Here is a 21207-nt window from a genome sequence, read left to right as displayed (position 1 = left end):
TATGGAACAGCCATCAACTTCGCAATCATCGGTTGCACAATCGTCAGTTCCACAATATAGCATTCGTGGTCATAACATCTGGGGCTTCAAAAACATGGCCCATTTCTTAGACTATTTATTTGCCAATGGTGAAACAAAGACCGGCACTTTGGTTGCTATCAATGCAGAAAAAGTGATGATCGCGGAAAAAGATATTGCGTTGAATACCTTGCTTGGCCAAGCGGAATACTTATATGCCGATGGCATTAGTATTGTTCGGGCAATACGTCGTAAATACCCACAAGCAGAGGTCTCTCGTGTTGCAGGGGCTGACCTTTGGGAAGGTTTAATGGAAAGAGCCGGTAAAGAAGGAACGCCAGTATTTTTGATAGGCGGTAAACCTGAAATTTTAGCGCAAACAGAAGATAAGCTGCGAACTCAGTGGAATGTGAACATCGTTGGCTCGCAAAATGGGTATTTTACCGCAGAAGATAGAGATGCTTTATTTGAGCGTATTCATGCCAGTGGTGCAAAAATCGTCACCGTAGCGATGGGATCTCCTAAGCAGGAGATGCTAATGCGTGATTGCCGCCTCGTGCATCCTGATGCCTTATATATGGGCGTAGGTGGGACTTATGACGTCTTTACGGGGCATGTGAAGCGTGCGCCTAAAGTATGGCAAAATTTAGGCCTTGAGTGGCTGTATCGCTTATTATCACAACCGACACGTATTAAACGCCAGTTTAAGTTGCTTAAGTTTTTAGGTTATTATTACGGTGGTAAGCTTTAATTATTTTGAGTCTATATTTTAAATTGCAAGGTTCCTCATTGAAGAGATCGGCGTAACTGCTGGTCTCTTTCTTCAAATATTTCTATAATCCCTCAAAAATAAACATAACCACTAGATATTCCACTCTATCTTGGGGATATGGCGTTTTTTTTCATTATTAAAATGACAATTACAGCGATTATTACTCACTTAGTCCCAATTAAGGCTGTGATTATATGACTACAATTTATGGCAGGGGAATTTATGGAAAATCCACAACAAGGACTTCAGCGAGGGCTTGAGGCTCGTCATATTGAGCTGATTGCACTCGGTGGCACTATTGGTGTTGGACTCTTTATGGGGTCAGCAAGCACTTTAAAATGGGCCGGGCCTTCAGTGCTACTGGCTTATATCATCGCCGGAATATTCGTTTTTTTTATTATGCGGTCAATGGGCGAAATGCTGTTCCTTGAGCCTGTAACGGGTTCTTTTGCCTCCTTTGGGTATAAATATTTAAGCCCATTTTGGGGGTGTTTAACCGCATGGGGTTACTGGTTTATGTGGGTAGCGGTTGGGATATCTGAGATAACCGCAATCGGCGTTTACGCGGAATATTGGTTTCCCGATGTGCCTCAGTGGATATTTGCGTTAGTTGCCGTCACACTCGTTGCCCTCGCTAATTTAGCCGCAGTGAGGCTGTACGGTGAATTAGAGTTTTGGTTTGCCATGATCAAAGTGACGACGATTGTAGTGATGATCTTGATAGGGCTTGGGCTAATTTTCTTTGGTATTGGTAATAATTTTGTACCCATTGGTTTAGGGAACCTTACTGAGCATGGGGGCTTCTTTGCAGGTGGTTGGAAAGGTTTCTTATTTGCCTTGTGTATTGTTGTTGCATCTTATCAAGGTGTTGAATTAGTTGGGATCACCGCTGGGGAAGCCAAAAATCCACAAGTGACATTGAGAAAAGCCATCAATAATATTTTATGGCGTATTTTAATTTTCTATGTTGGTGCGATTTTTATTGTTGTCACACTATTTCCTTGGACTGAGGTGGGGCAGCAAGGCAGTCCATTTGTTCTCACCTTTGCTAAGGTGGGCATTATTTCGGCAGCCGCAGTGATTAACTTTGTGGTGCTGACTGCGGCGTTATCCGGTTGTAATAGCGGTATGTACAGTGGTGGGCGGATGTTGTACGCATTGGCACAAAATAAACAATTACCGCGTTCATTACTTAAATTAACGCGTAATGGTGTTCCGGCTCGTTGTGTTGGTTTTACCATTGTGTGTTTATTGGCGGGGTCGAGCTTGAACTACATCATACCTAACCCGGAAAAAGTTTTTGTATATGTATACAGTGCGAGTGTTTTACCCGGTATGGTGCCTTGGTTAGTACTGTTAACCAGCCAAATTCGTTTTCGCCAGCAGAATAAAGACAAACTAAAAGATCATCCTTTTAAATCGATTTGGTTTCCATGGGTAAACTATGCCACTTTGCTGTTTTTAGCTTGTGTATTGGTCGGAATGGCCATTAATCCAGATACTCGCTTGTCTTTAATCGTGGGGGCGATATTTTTATTGACCGTTTCAGCGTTTTATTTCTTAGTTAAAGCGGTTAATCGCAAGAATGAAAAAGCGAAGTTAGGTCATTCATAGCAACTGGATTTTAGTTATAGAACGATAAAGAGAGTAAAAACGCTCTCTTTATCGCCGAAATGGATAAAAGGCAAGCAATCGATATTTTTATTTAAAAAAGGACTAGACAGCGTGTAGATAAATCCGTACTATCCTGTTCCGCAACGGCGTTAAGCGCCCGTAGCTCAGCTGGATAGAGCGCTGCCCTCCGGAGGCAGAGGTCTCAGGTTCGAATCCTGTCGGGCGCACCATTAATTGGTGACACGCTACGGTGGCAAAACGAAGTTGTTTGTAGTAGAGTAGTGAGAAGTAAAGTAACAAGAAATAAAATAGCAACGCTTTGAATAAAGTGAAGTTATGGTGGCTATAGCTCAGTTGGTAGAGCCCTGGATTGTGATTCCAGTTGTCGTGGGTTCGAGCCCCATTAGCCACCCCATTTTTTTCTGTGACATTGCGAGGGTGGCGGAATTGGTAGACGCGCTAGCTTCAGGTGTTAGTGCCCTATGGGCGTGGGGGTTCAAGTCCCCCCTTTCGCACCACGAAAAGAATAATGTGAAGATGTAAAGCAGTACATTTCGGCGAGTAGCGCAGCTTGGTAGCGCAACTGGTTTGGGACCAGTGGGTCGGAGGTTCGAATCCTCTCTCGCCGACCAATTTAAAGAACCCCGCTTAATAAAGCGGGGTTTTTGCATTTTAGTGTATTAACTTTTTATTTTTATCTCACCTATCACCTATCACCTATCACTGATTACTTTCTTTATTTCTTCATCAAAACACGCTTTTTATCCCGTTCTTTTTTACTTCTATTTTAATGAATTCAACTAGCTGTTTTATATAAGAAAATAGAACTGTCGTAAATTTGATACAAACCAATACTTTAATGTCTCTAAATGGAGACATATTACTCAATGATTTGTAAGGAAAAATTAATAACGAGACTTTAATGTCTCTAAATTGAGACAAGAGAGAGGTTAAACCCTGCTTGTGAGAAAGGCTTTTGAATAGAATAAAGAACGGAACGAGTGGGGCTAATAAAATTTTGTGTAAAATCGCATAGATGCGTGAGTAATACCAAAAAGTGAAAATAAAATAAAGTTGGCACGCCTTGTGCATTATTTATTATGTAGATGCTCATCCCACTTCTTATGACAGCAATGCTTCATAAACCAAGGGATGACGCAAAGCCGATTATCGGTGCCTATTGTCCACTGTAGATGATCAAGAGCTAATCCTCTTACCATCAATTAACGGGCGAAACGTTGAGTGAGGCACCATCCGTCTGTAGACCTGATTGTATTTTACACCTGCTTCGGCAGGTGTTTTTTTTGGTTTGAGCTCTACAAAATTTCTTTGATAGTGATTTTTCAATTCAATTCATTTCATATTCGTCATACTTCAAGCTAAATGGCTATGGTTTGCATGTACCTTGAAGTATTTTGAATATAAAAGGGGCATCGAACTCAATAATTATTTTTGTTTTTTGCTAAACCATTTACTGAACCAACGGGTGATGTAGGTATAGCAAAGAATAATGAATGTAATAATAAAGATATCTTTATTTAAATCTTCAGTATTAAAACCGACGATAGTGATAAAAATAAAAGGCGATAAAATTAATAGAAGTAGATCAAAAAAGATCTGCAAACGATTAGGGGTAGAAATAATCCAACGCCAAATAGTTTTAATTACATTCATATGTATATCCTGAGTTCATCTAAGGCAAAAGTGCATAAGATTATTTATACACTATGCGAATGGTTTATTACATAGTAAAGCTTGTTTTGTTTGCACTTCTAGCCATTATGGTTAACCTTTTTAAGGTTAATTAGGGAATATAGAGGATATCGCTACGAATGATTCTTGCGTGTATAATGGTCAATCGATGAGATGACCTTTGCTTTATCTTTTAATGACATTCTAAATAAGAAAAACAGTTGTATTATATAGTTATTACCTAATGAATATTATTTTGGTATTAATCTAAAATAGTGGGACGTTGGAGGCAAATAAAAAGCCCCACCTATTTAGGCAGAGCTTTTATTGAAGCAAAAATCGTGGAAAAGCGTCGATAAACTAAAGGCTATGATCGCTCTTTTTTTAGCGAATGTATCAGCGCTTCTTGGCGAATTTTAGCCGCTTCATTTGGCTTGTGAAGCTTATCATACGCATCAGCTAACCACGCTGCATCATGGGCATCAAATCGCTGAGCCAAAGCTGCTTTAAAGTAGGCTTCTGCTTTTTCCCACTGGGCATGTTGAAGCGCAAGTAGCCCTAACGTGCTGTTAAGAAGTGGGGTTGCACCATTTTGTTTCAGTAACTGAAGCAATGTTTTTTCGATAACTTCGGGTTGTTCGCTGTTAAGGCGTGGTGCTAACACTAATAAACGTTCGTCGTATTGCTGTTTTAGCCCATCAATAATGATTTTTTCTGCGCTCATCGTATCACCACATTCAATCAAGTGCTCCGCTAGGAAAGATTGTAGGGCGGTTTCATTACGCACTTTACGCGGTTGCGTTTTCCACCATTTGCGTAAACCTTCGCTACCACCTTCAGCCATACATTGGTTCATTAACCCTTTATATGCTTTGAGTTTTAGCGCATCCAATTCATCTTCATTATGGAGCTGAACTTTCGCCATTACTGGCAGTAACTCGATTAAAGCTTGATAAGCACCTGAGCGTAAATAGGCTTGCTCTGCAAGGCGTAAAATTTCGGGGTGTCTTGGTGCTTGGTCGATAAGCCTATCAATACCATTACGAGCCGCGTGAACTTCCCCTTCTGCTAACTGAATACGCACTCGGCTAATATCAACCGGGAGCTGATCATTACCCGCCGCTTCTGCGGCTCGGTCGAGATATTGATGAGTACGATACTCATCCCCTCTTTGTTGTGCAGCTTCGGCAGCAAGTAGATAGTTAACAACCGGTTGCTGAGATAATTCAGCATGTTTACTCATTAGCTTTTCGACTTGTTCAAAGTCACCTTCAGCGAGCTTAAGTAAGGCTTTTTGGGTTTGAGTATGGGCTTTATGGTATTTACGGCCACTCACCCAGCCTTTTGTTCGTGAAGTGGTGCTAATAAAACGGCGATAGCACCAGCCTAAAAATAGCAGAACAAACTGAAGTAAAATAAAGGAGAGCACCAAGCTCGTTACGCTAGTGGTGATATCGTAGTCATCGGTACGGATAAAAACGTAACCTTGGTGACCTGCGAGCAATGGCCCTAAAATAATACCAGCGATAAGAACAATAAAGAGTATCAATACCTTAATCATAGTTACCCCTTGTTCTCAGTAGGCTGTGCCGCCTCAATTGGCGCTGATTTAGCTTCCTTTTGCGGCTCTACGGCTTGGGTTTGTGCATCTTCTGGAATGGTAGTATCAGCTACATCCGTTGCGGCTTTGGCTGCATCTGAGGCCGCTTCAATGGTATCGCTTGCATCAACGGCACCATCATTTGTTTGTGAAAGTAAGCTACGGACACGTGTTTGCATTAATTTTTCAAGTTTTGCTTGGCTTTCCAGCGCTTCTGGCATTTCAGTTGCAATCGGCTGGTTAATTAAATCGTCGATTTCAGATAAAAAGGCTTTTGTCGCTGGGGCATCTACATCAAAGTAAGCCCTAACCCAAGTAGACGCTTGCTCAAGGGATTGTTTATACGTTTCTTCTTGATAACGGGGTACGGCTTGAGCTGCAATCAGTAATTGGGAACGAATGTTTTCACGCAGATAGATGTCTTGATTCGGTGCGAGCAACGGCGCTTCTGAACCATCACGAGCACGGACCGTGACAAAGTCACTGGTGAAACTTTTCCAACTGCGAGATAAGTTTTGCTTCCAATCAGAAATATCTTCACTGACTTCGCCGCTGTTATCATCCGATTTTGCATCACCGCTATTTAAATCAGCTAAGCGCAAGTTATCTACTTCGTTACTCAGCTGATTGAGGCGTAAAATGATACCATCATAATCAACTTGGTTGATGGCAGCTAACCGACCAATATCATTATTAATAGATTTACGGATATCCAATAGACTCGGGTCGTTCATCTCAGCTAAGCTGTTATCCGCGCTTTTCAGAAGCACGGCAGCGGTCACTGGGTCATGGTCATTCCACAGTTTTCTGCCAGCCATTTTCACCATGAAGTCAGCCTGTGCGATTAGCCAACTTTTCACATCCGTACTTGAAAGCGCAGTAACATGTGCTTGTAATTCTTGCATGCGGCGATTTAATTGTTCTTCATATTCACGGGCGTGATTACGCAGTTCTGAATTCGCGGCAATCAGTGCATCTAAACGTTGGCTATCGGTATTTTGTTGTTCAATTAACTCATTGAGCTGCTGTTTCAACACATTGTTTTCATTTACTAACGTGCTATTGTTTTGTTGATTAAAGTAATAAAGGCTGCCACCAATAGCGATGATGATAGCAATGGCAATGATGCCAACTACCAGACCAGAACGTTTTTGTTCCGAAGCCGGTTTTACTTGGCGGCGATCTTGTTTATCTGCAACCTTTTCATCGTTAGCCGTTTCGGTAGTTTTTTCTTGTTCCGTCATAAATTAGCATCCCATATCGGTTGAAATTAACGCTTCTAGTAAAGCATTATTATCTGCGCTATTCGCTACACAGACCCTGTGCCATCCACTTTGTCGGGCTTGGTCTGCAATCCGTTCACTGACGACAATGAGTCGGCGGGAAAACCACCACTCTTTGATGTCTTCAGCAATTAATTCATTTAGTAAGGTTAACATTTGACCGCTGGTGATCACAATATCGCTAATGTTGGCTTGAGACCATTTTTGGTTAAATGCCGTTTTTTCATAATAAACGGGGTGTCTTGCATAGCACTCGCAATAGTCAACTTGTGCCCCCCTTGCTCTGAGAGTTGAAGCAAGGAGCTCTCGGCCGCCATTACCGCGCAATAATAAGGCACGTTTACCTTCTAAAAACTGAAGTTCAGGCAGCGTGAGGAGTATTTCGCTGGTTTCTCCATGATCAGCCCAACAGATTGTTTGCCCCGTTGTTCGCTGAAAATACTGTCCGGTTGAGCGGCCTATACCGTAGTAGGATAACTTATCTGACCAGTTACGTCCTGCTTGTTCAAGGGTTAAATTTGCATACCAGACTGCATTTTTGGATAAAAGAAAGACTAAGTCACTATTCTCTAAATTATTGAGCTTAGCGATAAGTTGAGAAAGTTCGGCACCCGGACCAATGCTGATCAAGGGGGAGGCATAGGCCTCGCCTCCGATGGCGTTGATCGCTGCTATCAGCTCTGAGCTGGTGGCTTCAGGGCGGGTGACGAGGACTCTCATGCAGGTGGATTTCCTTGATAGACTTCCGCTAAAATTTCTCGTGCACCACGCTCAAGAAGTTCTTCCGCTAACTCAATACCCGCTTGGTTTGCATGTTCAGGTGTGCTGAGGCGCTCGCCTCGAATAATAACACTCCCGTCAGGAGCGCCAACAAGCGCTCGAAGCCAAATTTTGTCACCTTGCCAGATAGCATAACTACCAATAGGAACTTGGCATCCGCCTTCCAGTCGCATGTTCATGGCCCGCTCAGCGAGAACACACACTGAGGTGGTGTCATCATTTAGCTTAGCTAGCAATGCTTGCGTTTTTTCATCATTTAAACGGCATTCGATACCGACAGCACCTTGACCCACTGCGGGTAAAGATTGCTCAGGCTCAAGAGCGGCACGTACTCGCTCTTCTAAACCTAAACGTTTGAGGCCTGCCACTGCAAGGATAATGGCATCATACTCGCCGTTATCGAGTTTAGAGAGACGAGTACCTACATTACCGCGTAAATCACGAATAACGAGGTCTGGGCGCTGTTCTCTTAATTGGCATTGGCGACGTAAACTTGATGTTCCAACAATACTACCGACAGGTAAATCGTCAATATTGGCATAGTGATTAGAAACAAAGGCATCGCGGGGATCTTCACGCTCACAGATGGTCACTAAACCGAGTCCTTCAGGAAACTCAACAGGAACATCTTTCATGGAATGTACTGCAATATCAGCACGATCTTCGAGTAATGCAAGTTCTAATTCTTTGACAAATAAGCCTTTACCACCAACTTTTGCTAATGGAGTATCAAGAATGATATCGCCTTTTGTCACCATAGGGACAAGTTCAACTTGTACGTTAGGATGAAGTTGCTCTAATTTTTGTTTTACAAAATACGCTTGCCACAGCGCTAAAGGGCTTTTGCGTGTTGCAATACGTACAATATTGATAGCTGTCATTTCGCTGTTTTCTCAGGCGAATATCGCCGCAGATTAACCATACATTTAGCGTCAGTTTTAACATGTTAGCGATATTTTTTCCAGTTGGACACAAAAGGGTCAATACGATTATGTGTCCTCTTTTTTGTCAGGATGAGGGGCAGGGAGGGGACTCGCTCCTAATTAAGGAAGAAAATAGGCGCATTAAATACATTTCTTTAGCTAATTGTGCTCTAAAATCGGCGAGAAAAGTGTAATTTGACATTAATTTGTGTTGAAGCGTTCAAGCATAGACAGCGTGCGCATTGTCCTTACTCTCATTTTATTTGGTTGTTTTATTAAACGATGAGTCGGGTTGTCATTATTCCATTGAAAAACAAGGGATATTCCGGTGTTATAAAAAATAAAAAGTCTTTTTATACAATATGTTGAAAAGCATTTTGTATCAAAAATAAGCGGAAAAAATTATGTGATCTACTTTACCCTTTTGATGCAAGGTGTTAAATTGATCACGTTTCCGACAATCCATTTGAAAATTACTTTAAATTTATCTCTATCTGTTGGGTGCTGGGGAAAGTCCCAGATTTGTTTGTCTCTCATTCAGTCAGGCGTAACCTTTGTATCTCTATATCGAAACCTTAAAACAAAGACTTGATGCGATAAACCAACTTAGGTTGGAACGCGCGACAGCGTCTATGAACGAAACCTTTTCGAAGGTGTATAGCCTGCTGCCTGTCTTGTTTCACTATCATCATCCAATGATGCCTGGTTTTATTGAAGGTAATGTTCCTCATGGTGTTTGTTTTTTCTCCCCTGATGCAGAACAGAACAAATGGTTGGAACAATTTGAACGATTCCTTACTGTCGAACCACAAGCCAATGGCGAATTGCCGATCACGGGCATTTACTCCATGGGCAGTACCTCTTCAATTGGTCAAAGCCAATGTTCCGATATTGATGTTTGGGTATGTCATCCATCATGGCTCGATAACGAAGAAAAGCGTTTCCTACAAAAAAAATGCACTTTAATTGAGCAGTGGGCAGCGTCTTTAGGAATTGATGTAACCGTTTTTCTTATTGATGAAAACCGCTTTCGTCATAACGCAAGCGGGCATATTGGTGGCGAAAACTGCGGTTCAACTCAGCATATTTTATTGTTAGATGAATTTTACCGTACTGCGGTGCGTATGGCCGGTAAACGGTTGCTATGGACAATGGTGCCAGTTGAAGAAGAACCGAATTACGATGAGTATGTCATGGGGCTTTATGCTCAAGGTGTGCTTACGCCAAATGAGTGGTTAGATCTCGGTGGGTTAGGTGAATTATCTGCCGCTGAGTATTTTGGTGCGAGTTTGTGGCAACTGTATAAGAGTGTCGACTCCCCTTATAAAGCGGTTTTAAAAAGTATTTTGCTTGAATCTTATTCATGGGATTATCCTCACGGTAAACTGTTGGCGATGGAATTTAAACGTCATTTACACGCGGGTGAAATTGTCTGTTATGGCTTGGATTCGTATTGCTTAATGCTAGAGCGCGTAACACGCTACCTAGTCGAAATTAATGATTTAACCCGCCTTGACCTTATCCGCCGCTGCTTCTACCTCAAAGTCTGTGAAAAACTCTCTGAAGATGATGACAACCAATGCGCGGGTTGGCGTCGTGATGTTTTATCACAACTTGTTGAGTCATGGGGTTGGGGCACAGAGCGTTTAGCATTGTTAGATACGCGTAATCAGTGGAAGATTGAGCGAGTTCGCCAAGCCCATAACGAATTACTTGATACCATGATGCAAAGCTATCGTAACTTAATTCGTTTTGCTCGCCGTAATAATTTAAGTGTTAGTGCAAGCCCGCAAGATATTGGGGTATTAACCCGTAAATTATATGCCGCTTTTGAAGCATTACCTGGCAAAGTTACTTTGGTAAATCCACAGATATCGCCTGATTTAAGTGAGCCACATCTTACTTTTATCTATGTACCGCAAGGCCGAGCAAATCGCAGCGGTTGGTACCTGTATAATCAAGCACCAAATATTGATACCATCATTGGTCATCAGCCATTGGAATATAACCGCTATCTTAATAAATTAGTGGCGTGGGCGTATTTCAATGGGTTATTAACTGAATCAACTCAAGTGTATATGCATAATGGGCAATCCCAGTGCGATGAAAGAAAGTTACTTGAGCTGATGCATGATGTTTCAAGCCATTTCCCCATTAGGTTGCCTGCACCAACACCAAAAGCCTTATATAGTCCATGTGAAATCCGCCACTTAGCCATTATCGTTAACTTAGAAAAAGACCCAACACAGGTCTATTCTGAACAGGTTGTGCATGTGGATTTTAGAAAGTTAGATATTTTTAGCTTTGGTGAAACGCAGCAGTGTTTAATTGGTAGTATTGATTTGCTTTATCGCAACTCATGGAATGAGGTGAGAACCCTTCATTTTAGTGGTGAGCAGTGCATGTTAGAAGCATTGAAAACCATTTTGGGTAAAATGCATCAAGATGCCTCTCCGCCAGAGGCGGTGGAAGTTTTTTGCTATAGTGAACATCTGCGAGGCTTGATCCGTACACGTGTTCAGCAGTTGATCTCTGAATGTGTCGAATTGCGCTTATCAAGTAATCGTCATGATCCAGGTCGTTTTAAAGCCTTACGTATCGCGGGTCAGACTTGGGGGCTTTTCTTTGAACGCCTCAATGTGTCAGTTCAAAAATTAGAAAATGCCGTTGAGTTTTATGGGGCAATTTCCTATAACAAACTGCATGGATGGCCAGTTAAGTTACAAGCGAAAGGTGAAAATCATTTACCTGCGGTAGTGGATGGCTATGCCAGTGAAGGTATTGTGCAGTTTTTCTTTGAAAATATGCCAGATAACAGCGGTTTTAATATTTACGTGCTAGATGAAGCTAATCGCGTCGAAATTTATTCTCATTGTGAAGGGTCTAAAGAAGATCTCGTTCGTGATGTCAGTAAATTTTATTCGTCGTCCCATGATCGCTTTACGTATGGCGCTAATTTTATCAATTTCAACTTGCCACAGTTTTACCAAATTGTGGATCAAGATGGTAAAAGTCAGGTAATTGCATTTTCTGGAGTAACTTGGCCTTTTGCTGTAGAAGAAGATAACGATAAACTAATGAGCCATGAGCTGCGCTTGAGGCAGTCAGGTCATCCTCAAGCACATTTTTATTAGTAAACTGAAGGAAATCATTGGGTTTACTTCGTCTATTTCCTCAGAAAAATAATTAGAAAGAAAACGGTTCTTGGCTTTGAAAAGCGATTGCGTTTGCTAACACTCCTTTAAATTCTTGGCCAGAACGGTCACAAATCCATTCATTATTTTTATAGCTATAGTGATACCCACCTTGCTTTGTTGCGAGCCAAATTTGGTGAAAAGCCTCTTGTTTGTTGATGATGATTTTACTGCCATCTTCAAAAGTAAGTGTCATTACGCCACCATTAATCTCGCAATCAATATCTGCGTCACCCTCGTAATTATCGATATGCTCTTCAATCGAGCTGAGTAGCTGTTCTGCTAATTGATGAAATTCGCTGTCATTCACGGTTAACTTCCTATTGCTCACAATTATTTAATTGAAATTATTATAGTTACTTAAAATTATAGGTGGGAATGTCTAGTGGGGTCAATCTAGCGAGAGCGGTTAAAATTTTCAGATTAAATTTAGGCTAGAGTATATAATGTGAACATGCTTGATAAACAGGCGTGATTTGAGAAGTCACACCTGTTATTGTGTAAAAATATCAGATGTTAAAATGAGTATTACAGGCGAAATATAATGAAAAAAAGTTTATTCGGGCTTAGTGCGCTTATTATGTTATTTACCCTCTCTGGTTGCGGCTTAAAGGGCCCACTCTATTTTCCGCCAGAAGAGCAAGCTGCGCCTGCTCAAACGTCTGATGTGCAACCTAAAGCACAAAGCAGCGCTGAAAAAGCGCCTGCTCAAGCTACAACTAAGTCATAGTTGGCGCTATGGAGCGAGAAATGCAATTTTCTAAAATGCATGGCTTAGGTAATGATTTCATGGTGGTCGATGGCGTGACGCAGAACGTTTATTTTTCGCCCGAACTCATTTGCCGTCTTGCTGATCGGCATACAGGTATAGGTTTTGACCAGTTACTGCTTGTTGAAGCGCCTTATGACCCTGACCTCGATTTTCATTACCGCATTTTCAATGCCGATGGGAGTGAAGTCTCACAATGTGGCAATGGCGCACGTTGTTTCGCTCGCTTTGTTCGCCTAAAAGGGTTAACGAATAAGCAAAAAATAAAAGTCAGCACACAATCTGGCCGCATGACCTTAACCATCAATGAAAATGATGATGTCTGTGTCAACATGGGTGAACCTGATTTCGAGCCACAGAAAGTTCCTTTCCGCGCAGTAAAGGCTGAAAAGACCTATATTATTCGAGCACAAGAACGTACAGTGCTATGTGGCGTGGTTTCTATGGGAAATCCACACTGTGTGATCCAAGTTGAAAGCATACACACAGCCGAAGTCGAAGTATTAGGACCCGCACTTGAAAGCCATGAACGTTTCCCTGAACGTGCAAATATCGGTTTCATGGAAGTTGTGAATGCAGAGCATATCCGCTTACGGGTTTATGAACGTGGTGCGGGTGAAACACAAGCTTGTGGTAGTGGTGCGTGTGCGGCGGTTGCCGTTGGTATTGGCCAAGGCTTATTAGGCAAGCGTGTTCGTGTTGATTTACCTGGTGGGTCTCTTGATATTAGCTGGGATGGTCCGGGAACCCCGCTCTATATGACGGGACCTGCAACACATGTTTATGATGGCGTGATCCAAATTTAATCTTGATAAACAAAGAGGATAATAATGGATAAAACGGAAATAGTGCCAAAGCGTGTTGATCAGATTGATGAATGCGATGTGGTGCAATATTTAAAGGAAAATCCTTATTTTTTTCTGCGCAATGCGCCACTTGTTGAACTCATCAAGGTTCCACATGTTGTACAAGATGCCATTTCATTGCCTGAATTAGTGATGCGCCGTCAACGGATAAAAATTAAAGAATTAGAACAAGATATCCGCTTTATGGTGGAACAAGCACACGAAAACGGACAGCTCTTTGATGAGCTGTTGTTTTTGGTTATTGAAATGTCATCTGCCGACAGCTTGCAAGAAATGTTGCTCTGCTTAAATCGTTGGGCTCGAAAATTAGGCCTTGCAAGCGCATCTGTCCGGTTATTTAGTGATTGCTGGCGGCTTGCTGCGCCATTAGATGCACATCAGCTGGTAATCTCTCGGCGTGTTTTTGAATCGGTTCGGATACAACGTTTTGGTGATAAGATGAATTATCTTGGGCGATTAAATGGGCCTGAACTTCAATTGCTTATACCTGAAGCGCTCAATGTTGGCTCTGTCGCAATTTCATTATTTGGCCACCATGGTGAGTCTGGTATGGTCATTTTTACTAGCCGCGACCGTGAGCATTATCAGCAGGGTATGGGGACGGTAATGCTGGAAAAAGTTGCTCAAATTCTGCCGAGGTTATTATGCCGATGGATAGAACGTCTGTAAGTATTCAGCCTAATGGGCTGGATGATCAAATTGAAGCCTTTTTACGTTACTTGCGTGTTGAACGTAGACTTAGCCCTGTCACTATCACCAATTATCGTCGCCAACTGAGCGCCGTTACTCAAATACTCTCAGAATTAAAAGTGACACAGTGGCAGCAACTGGACACCGCAATTGCGCGCAATGTTGCCGCTAAAAGCCGTCGAACAGGGCTGCAAGCCGCGAGTATGGCATTACGGTTGTCATCGCTTAGAAGTTTTTGTGATTGGATGGTACAGCAAGGCGAGCTTCCGGCTAACCCCGTTAAAAGCATTCAAGCCCCTAAAGCGAAAAAACGACTTCCTAAGAACATGGATGTCGATGAAGTTTTTCAATTATTGAATATGGATAGCGGCGACCCCCTCGTTGTGCGTGATAGAACCATGCTAGAAGTGATGTATGGTGCGGGGTTACGTTTATCTGAGCTTGTAGGGCTAGATGTAAAGCATCTTGACCTTGATCTTGGTGAAGTATTGGTGATGGGGAAAGGCAGTAAAGAGCGCAAAATTCCAGTTGGTAAAACCGCAGTGAGTTGGCTGAAACGCTGGTTAGAAATGCGTGAGCTTTATGATCCGGAAGATGGCGCGGTATTTATCTCAACCCAAAGTGGTAAGCGAATTTCAAATCGAAATGTACAAAAACGGTTTGAGCAATGGGGCATAAAACAAGGGGTTAACAGCCATATTAATCCCCATAAATTACGCCATTCTTTTGCGACGCATATTCTTGAATCAAGTGGTAATCTACGTGGTGTGCAGGAACTTCTCGGCCATGCGAATCTCTCGACGACACAAATCTATACCCACCTTGATTTCCAGCACCTCGCAAGCGTTTATGATGTGGCTCATCCAAGAGCAAAGAGGGAGAAACCTTAATGCATTTTTACCGCCCACTTTCGCCAATTAAGGCGATTACATTTGATTTGGATGACACGCTTTACGACAACCATCCAGTTATTGATAAAACGGAAGAAGAGGTTTTACGCTTTGTGCGTGAATACGATCCACGTTTTAGTCATTTTGAAAATAATGATTTATACACCTTTCGGCATATTGTTGCTGAGCAAGAACCCGATATTTGCCACGATATTACCCGTTGGCGCTGGTTATCATCCAAAATGATGTTTTGCCATTATGGATACAGTAAAGAAGATGCTTTAAAAGGGGCTGATGCGATTATGGCGCACTTTACTTACTGGCGAAATCAAATAGAAGTGCCTGTATCGACCCATGAAACATTGGCGCTATTAGCAAAAAAAGTCCCTTTAGTTGCCATTACCAATGGTAATGCTGAGCCTGAGGCTTGTGGACTGGGTGATTATTTTCAGTTTGTATTGAAAGCGGGCCCCGATGGGCGCTCAAAGCCATTTTGTGATATGTATCGCCTTGCGGCGCAGCGTTTAGAAATAGAACCTCATGCCATTTTACATGTGGGTGATAATTTAATAACCGATGTCGAAGGCGCAATTAAAAGCGGTATGCAAGCTTGCTGGATTAATCCTTGCAATAAAACACTGATGAAAGAGAAAGATGTACGTTTATTACCTCACGTTGAAATTTCTCAGTTGGCTTCTCTCTTATCATTGGTATAATCAATTTTCTGTATAAAAACACAGTGGTGTTAAGTTCTTTCGATCTTCAAACCACTGTCCTGCTTTGATGGTAACTATGGACGTCTCTTATCTGCTCGAAGGTCTAAATGACAAACAGCGCGAAGCGGTTGCCGCCCCGCGTACCAATTTACTCGTACTTGCTGGTGCGGGAAGTGGTAAAACTCGCGTGTTGGTGCATCGAATTGCCTGGCTGATGTCGGTTGAGAATGCGTCTCCCTATTCCATTATGGCAGTCACTTTTACCAATAAAGCTGCAGCAGAAATGCGTCATCGAATCAATCAATTGATTGGTACAAGCGAAGGTGGCATGTGGATTGGTACATTCCATGGCTTAGCGCATCGCTTATTGCGTCAACACTATATGGATGCAAACTTACCACAAGATTTCCAAATTTTAGACAGTGATGATCAATACCGTTTAATTCGTCGCTTATTAAAAGCAATGAACCTTGATGAAAAGCAGTGGCCTCCACGGCAAGGTATGTGGTACATCAATGGTAAAAAAGATGAAGGTTTACGTCCGCAGCACATTGAAAGCTATGGTAATCCGATTGAAGCGACATGGCAGAAGGTGTACCAAGCCTATCAAGAAGCCTGTGACAGAGCAGGACTCGTGGATTTCGCTGAATTATTATTACGAGCCCATGAATTGTGGCTAAACAAACCTCATGTATTACAGCATTATCGTGAGCGCTTTACCAACATCTTAGTTGACGAATTTCAAGATACCAATAGCATCCAATATGCGTGGATACGTGTACTCGCCGGTGATACGGGTAAAGTGATCATCGTGGGTGATGACGATCAGTCAATCTATGGCTGGCGTGGTGCTCAAGTCGAAAATATTCAACGTTTTTTAAATGATTTTCCGGGCGCAGAAACCATTCGCCTTGAACAAAATTACCGCTCTACCAATAATATTTTGAAAGCTGCGAATGCTTTGATTGCGCATAATAGCGATAGACTCGGTAAAAATCTTTGGACCGACGGGAGTGATGGCGAGCCAATTTCCCTTTATTGTGCATTCAATGAATTAGACGAAGCGCGTTATGTGGTTGGTCGTATTAAACAATGGCATGAAAATGGTGGCGCACTAAAAGATTGTGCCATGCTTTATCGGAGCAATGCTCAATCCCGTGTATTGGAAGAAGCCTTAATCCAAACTTCGATGGCATATCGTATTTATGGTGGTCAACGTTTCTTCGAGCGCCAAGAAATCAAAGATGCACTTTCCTATTTGAGGTTGATCGCTAACCGTAATGATGATGCCTCTTTTGAGCGAGTGGTCAATACGCCAACTCGGGGTATTGGCGAGCGTACGTTAGATACAGTCCGCCAGACAGCACGTAGCCAACAATTAACCTTATGGGAAAGTTGTGAGTACTTACTGCGCGAACAGGTGCTAGGTGGGCGAGCCGCAGCGGCTATTGAGCGTTTCTTAGAGTTAGTCGATGCATTAGCAAAAGAAACCCAAGAAATGCCTTTGCATGTACAAGCAGATAGGGTGATCAAGGATTCAGGTTTGCGCGCAATGTATGAGCAAGAAAAAGGCGAAAAAGCCCAAGCGCGAATTGAAAACTTGGAAGAGTTAGTTAATGCGACTCGTGACTTTAGCTATCAAGATGAAGACCTAGATTTAATGCCATTACAGGCATTTTTATCCCATGCGGCATTGGAGTCAGGTGAAAGCCAAGCGGATGCTAATCAAGATGCTGTGCAATTAATGACGTTACACTCGGCGAAAGGTTTGGAGTTCCCAGTGGTGTTTATTGTTGGCATGGAAGAAGGCATGTTTCCTAGCCAAATGTCGATGGATGAAAGTGGGCGACTTGAAGAAGAGCGCCGCTTAGCTTACGTGGGTATTACACGTGCAATGCAGAAGCTGACGATTACCTATGCGGAAAGCCGTCGCTTATATGGTAAAGAAGTTTATCATCGGCCCTCGCGTTTTATTGGTGAGCTTCCAACAGAATGCGTCGAAGAAGTGCGTCTAAGAGCGACGGTTTCGCGACCTGTTAGCCATCAACGCCTTGGTACCCCTATGAGCCAAAATGATTCTGGCTATGCATTAGGCCAGCGTGTCATGCACCCTAAATTTGGTGAAGGAACCATTGTTAATTTGGAAGGAAGCGGAGAACATTGCCGACTGCAAATTGCTTTCCAAGGGCAAGGCATTAAGTGGTTGGTGGCTTCGTATGCACGGTTAGAGAATTTATAATTCAGAAATAACTACCATTATTTTTTAGTGGTAGTTATTTTTATGACATTCTGAATATTATAGTTAATAAATTATTGCTAAATTTATTTTTTATACATATAACATATAAACGATTTATTGATTACTCTTAATTATATAATTTGTTGATTTGTTTTTATATAAGCCTTCACGTAATCTAGTTTAGGTAATGTTAACTAAATAAATTAAGGATAATATATGAACATACAACGCAAAGACATGTTAAATAATAAAATTGAAAATGCAGAGAGAAATATCGATTATCTTTTTCACTCTTTATCCCGTGAGAGTATGATTATAAGTAATTTCGAGGAAAGACAAAAAGAAATAATTAATCAAACGCCGGATAGTCTAAAGAAATATGTAAATGGCGTTTTAAATAAAATAAAATTCAGAATGGAATCTAAAATAACAAGTCAAAGCAAAGGAATTGGTGAGATAATACGCTCTTTTTATAGGGAAAAAGAAAACTCAGGCAGTTTAGTTAATAATAAATATGTTAATTATGGCTCGGATGATTTATTAGAAGAAATTGGTAGCCTAAATGAATGGTTAAATATAATTCCGAAATCATATAATTATAATAATCAAGAGCTAAATGTCCATATATCTAATGGAATAGGCAAAGAATTGAAAATTATGCTTTCTAATTTAGTTGATGACTTTAATGCTGAAAATAAAGAGAAAATGGAATTGATAAAAGATGCTCATAATTCTATTTTAAGTATTAAAAGAGAAAATTTGAATATCTCTCTGGAAGAGGCTATGTCTCAGCAAGAAAGGGGAATATATACGCCATCTTACTCAGAGCCAGTTAATATGGAATTACTTAGCGAGCAAACTGCTGATTTTAAACAATCTCAGGAAGGCAGTTCGACGATAGAAAACGTCATTGAGATGCAAGACAACTCACTTATCACGGCAAGTGTTCAGCGCTGTATGGGAAGAACAGCAATGTGTGGTATTACACACTAATTACGCATTAATTTAATTAGTAATTAACAATAATCTTATTTGTATATTAGGCGCTCATCAGTATTTGAGCGTTTTTTTCATTCAAACAAATGATTGTAAATTACGTAGGCTATTACCATTTGATAAGTAAGGTTTTTTTAGATAAAAGCTTTGATATAATAGTTTAATCCTCAAGATTTGAGTTTTTAATTTTAACTTTTCTTGATTTTAAAGTATAAAATTATACCGAATATCCTTCCATAGATTCATCATGTCAATTGATAAACTTATTGATTCTCTTTCCACTCAGGGTTGGTATGTGTGGGATGATTTCTTGAACCTGTCAGAAATTCAAGGGATTAAAAACTGTATTCCAACGAGTCTACAAGACGCCCGCATCGGGCACCGTGGCTCATTGCAAGGAAACAAAACAATCCGTGGTGACCAGACGATTTGGCTAGAGCCTGAAATGGGTCAGCCTGTCGTAAGTTATATGGATAAAATGGAGAACATTCGCCAAGCACTAAATTGTGCGCTTTATATTGGGCTGCGTGATTTTGAAACCCATTTTTGTTGTTATCCAAACGGAGCTTTTTATAAAAAACATGTCGATAACCCTCAAGGACAGGGGCGACGTAAAATCACAACTGTTTTATATATGAATGAGTTATGGCAACCTAGTGATGCCGGAGAATTGGTTATGTATGATCATCAAGGTAATGAGTTACTAAAGCTTGAGCCGCTTTCAGGCCGCATGATCTTTTTTATGTCAGAGGATTTCCCCCATGAAGTTTTACCTACCCTCCAAAAGCGTGAAAGTATTGCTGGCTGGTTTTTAACTGAAAAACCGCTTTAATTATTTTACGTATACGCCGCCTCTGAAAAGGGGCAGGCTGAACTTGGAATAAAAAATAAAATAATCAGATAAAGTATTAAGTTTTTATGCTCAAAAATCAGGTAGTTTAAAACTTCCAGCCGAAATAAAAAACAGTATCAATTATTCCCATTATCAAGGATATATAATAAGGATATAAATTATATGGATATAAGTGAAAATGAAGTTATTGATTTAACCTCGAGTTCTCATAATGAATTTTGGGAACGTTCGACCGAAGATTGTATCAGTCAATTAGCGAGCGAAAGAGCGTATTTAGAAGAAATGAATTTTTTGATTAGACTTAATGAAAAACAAATTCGAGATGAAGTTAACTCAGAAACACCTGATGAGTACGTAATTGAATTTATAAAAAGTAAAATAGAAGATTTTGAAAAACAGAAGGAAAAAATTCAAAATAACATTGCTGAAATAGAATTTGTAATGAATGAAAAAGGGGATGCCATTCCAAATCATGTTCCAAATAAATCCTATGATAATTTTAATTATTTAAATGATCAAATCGCAACATTATATTCATCAGATATTTATCTTGAAAAGAATCACAACCAAAACTTACTTTTTAGCTCAAACGTTTCTTGTATACCTGATATTGAACTTGGTTATCAATATTGCACGTAATAGTAAAGTCTATTCCAAAAAAACCAACCACGTTAAGATTAACGTGGTTGGTAGATATCGCGTATTATGAGATCCGCTTAAATTCCTTTCCTGAAAATGCAATCACCGCATTCCCTCTTTCAATTTGATAATGGGAATGATGCCGCTGCTTATCTAGAGCATTTAACTGTTGTGATTGATGTTCATTTAATTTCCATTGGATCAGTTGCTTAGCTAGCCTTTTATTCGCATGTTGACTACGCTCGGATTGAACTTTTACGGTAATTCCGGTTGCGACATGCTTCGCTCTAACCGCAGAAGATGTTTTATTGACATGCTGTCCTCCGGCACCTTGTGCTTTAGTAAATTCAAACTCAATTTCACTTTCCTCAAGTGGCAAAATAGCTGAAAAACGTATCACACTCATAAACCAATTTTTGCGTTTATGGCGTGGGCGCAGTGGACTTTGGCATTGCCATTGAATCGTGCCACACCACGCTTGAGCCAATGCTTCTGCTTGTTCGCCATCGAATGAGACTAATACTGACTTAAAACCCTTTTTTGATGGGAAGGATTCTAATATATCAGCAGTAACATGATTGTTTTTTGCCTCTTGTAAAAAACAGGCTAATGCCTTCTCTACTGCTATGCAGCATTCCTCAGGACCTTGTGCGGATGAAAATTGTAATAGCAT

At 41.0% G+C, this 21207-nt stretch carries 19 protein-coding genes and 4 tRNA genes; 16 read left to right on the top strand and 7 right to left on the bottom strand.

Annotated elements, in window-relative coordinates; genetic code table 11:
• The first annotated feature begins 1 nt into the window (after position 1).
• From wecG to M998_RS09430, 6 genes are all read left to right on the top strand, one after another.
• Positions 2–769, top strand: a complete 768-nt coding sequence (gene wecG, locus M998_RS09455; protein ID WP_068908601.1) for a lipopolysaccharide N-acetylmannosaminouronosyltransferase — start codon at positions 2–4, stop codon at positions 767–769.
• Positions 770–1012: 243 nt separating this feature from the next.
• Positions 1013–2404 (top strand): bifunctional threonine/serine APC transporter ThrP, encoded by a 1392-nt coding sequence (thrP, locus tag M998_RS09450; RefSeq protein WP_068908599.1) that lies wholly within the window; start codon positions 1013–1015, stop codon positions 2402–2404.
• 153 nt (positions 2405–2557) lie between these two features.
• A tRNA-Arg gene (locus tag M998_RS09445) sits at positions 2558–2634 on the top strand.
• Positions 2635–2743: 109 nt separating this feature from the next.
• Positions 2744–2819, top strand: a tRNA-His gene (locus M998_RS09440).
• Positions 2820–2836: 17 nt separating this feature from the next.
• Positions 2837–2922, top strand: a tRNA-Leu gene (locus M998_RS09435).
• A gap of 37 nt (positions 2923–2959) precedes the next feature.
• Positions 2960–3036 (top strand) — tRNA-Pro (locus M998_RS09430).
• 814 nt (positions 3037–3850) lie between these two features.
• Here M998_RS09430 and M998_RS09425 read toward each other — a convergent pair.
• From M998_RS09425 to hemC, 5 genes are all read right to left on the bottom strand, one after another.
• On the bottom strand, positions 3851–4078 hold the full coding sequence (locus M998_RS09425) for a hypothetical protein (RefSeq protein ID WP_068439756.1): 228 nt from the start codon (positions 4076–4078) through the stop codon (positions 3851–3853).
• Between the two features lie 385 nt (positions 4079–4463).
• Positions 4464–5657, bottom strand: coding sequence for a protoheme IX biogenesis protein HemY (gene hemY, locus M998_RS09420; RefSeq protein WP_068908598.1), 1194 nt, complete (start codon positions 5655–5657; stop codon positions 4464–4466).
• Positions 5658–5659: 2 nt separating this feature from the next.
• The gene (gene hemX / locus M998_RS09415) at positions 5660–6940 is read right to left on the bottom strand and encodes a uroporphyrinogen-III C-methyltransferase (RefSeq protein ID WP_068908596.1); all 1281 of its coding nucleotides are present in this window, start codon (positions 6938–6940) and stop codon (positions 5660–5662) included.
• Positions 6941–6943: 3 nt separating this feature from the next.
• Positions 6944–7699, bottom strand: coding sequence for a uroporphyrinogen-III synthase (locus M998_RS09410; protein WP_068908594.1), 756 nt, complete (start codon positions 7697–7699; stop codon positions 6944–6946).
• Entirely contained in the window at positions 7696–8640 is a 945-nt protein-coding gene (gene hemC, locus M998_RS09405; RefSeq protein WP_068439762.1) for a hydroxymethylbilane synthase, read from the bottom strand. Before hemC ends, M998_RS09410 begins: the two co-directional genes overlap by 4 nt.
• 596 nt (positions 8641–9236) lie before the next feature.
• Here hemC and M998_RS09400 point away from each other — a divergent pair.
• Entirely contained in the window at positions 9237–11816 is a 2580-nt protein-coding gene (locus M998_RS09400) for a class I adenylate cyclase (RefSeq protein WP_068908592.1), read from the top strand.
• Positions 11817–11868: 52 nt separating this feature from the next.
• On the opposite strand, the gene cyaY is transcribed toward M998_RS09400, so the two are convergent.
• Positions 11869–12186, bottom strand: a complete 318-nt coding sequence (gene cyaY, locus M998_RS09395) for an iron donor protein CyaY (protein ID WP_068439764.1) — start codon at positions 12184–12186, stop codon at positions 11869–11871.
• Between the two features lie 234 nt (positions 12187–12420).
• Between cyaY and lptM the strand changes: the two genes are divergently transcribed.
• The 9 genes from lptM to M998_RS09350 all read left to right on the top strand — a co-directional run bounded on the left by lptM (position 12421) and on the right by M998_RS09350 (position 20534).
• Positions 12421–12606: an LPS translocon maturation chaperone LptM gene (gene lptM, locus M998_RS09390; RefSeq protein ID WP_068439767.1), complete on the top strand. Its 186-nt coding sequence runs from the start codon at positions 12421–12423 to the stop codon at positions 12604–12606.
• Positions 12607–12626: 20 nt separating this feature from the next.
• The gene (gene dapF / locus M998_RS09385) at positions 12627–13451 is read left to right on the top strand and encodes a diaminopimelate epimerase (RefSeq protein ID WP_068439769.1); all 825 of its coding nucleotides are present in this window, start codon (positions 12627–12629) and stop codon (positions 13449–13451) included.
• Between the two features lie 24 nt (positions 13452–13475).
• Entirely contained in the window at positions 13476–14180 is a 705-nt protein-coding gene (locus M998_RS09380; RefSeq protein ID WP_068439771.1) for a DUF484 domain-containing protein, read from the top strand.
• Positions 14162–15091: a tyrosine recombinase XerC gene (gene xerC, locus M998_RS09375; RefSeq protein WP_068439774.1), complete on the top strand. Its 930-nt coding sequence runs from the start codon at positions 14162–14164 to the stop codon at positions 15089–15091. The genes M998_RS09380 and xerC overlap by 19 nt, the downstream gene beginning before the upstream one ends.
• On the top strand, positions 15091–15807 hold the full coding sequence (gene yigB, locus M998_RS09370) for a 5-amino-6-(5-phospho-D-ribitylamino)uracil phosphatase YigB (RefSeq protein ID WP_068439779.1): 717 nt from the start codon (positions 15091–15093) through the stop codon (positions 15805–15807). Before xerC ends, yigB begins: the two co-directional genes overlap by 1 nt.
• A 76-nt stretch (positions 15808–15883) precedes the next feature.
• Positions 15884–18046, top strand: a complete 2163-nt coding sequence (uvrD, locus tag M998_RS09365; RefSeq protein ID WP_068908591.1) for a DNA helicase II — start codon at positions 15884–15886, stop codon at positions 18044–18046.
• Positions 18047–18262: 216 nt separating this feature from the next.
• Entirely contained in the window at positions 18263–19039 is a 777-nt protein-coding gene (locus M998_RS09360; RefSeq protein ID WP_068908589.1) for a nucleotide exchange factor GrpE, read from the top strand.
• Positions 19040–19289: 250 nt separating this feature from the next.
• Entirely contained in the window at positions 19290–19874 is a 585-nt protein-coding gene (locus tag M998_RS09355) for a 2OG-Fe(II) oxygenase (RefSeq protein WP_068908588.1), read from the top strand.
• Between the two features lie 183 nt (positions 19875–20057).
• Positions 20058–20534 (top strand): prefoldin domain-containing protein, encoded by a 477-nt coding sequence (locus M998_RS09350; protein WP_068908586.1) that lies wholly within the window; start codon positions 20058–20060, stop codon positions 20532–20534.
• A gap of 64 nt (positions 20535–20598) precedes the next feature.
• Here the strand turns inward: M998_RS09350 and prfH are convergent, their stop codons facing one another.
• Positions 20599–21207, bottom strand: coding sequence for a peptide chain release factor H (prfH, locus tag M998_RS09345; protein ID WP_068908585.1), 609 nt, complete (start codon positions 21205–21207; stop codon positions 20599–20601).

Origin of the sequence: Providencia heimbachae ATCC 35613, from assembly GCF_001655055.1 — a bacterium.
GTDB classification, from domain to species: Bacteria; Pseudomonadota; Gammaproteobacteria; order Enterobacterales; family Enterobacteriaceae; genus Providencia; species Providencia heimbachae.
This window is presented reverse-complemented; position numbering and strand designations above follow the sequence as displayed.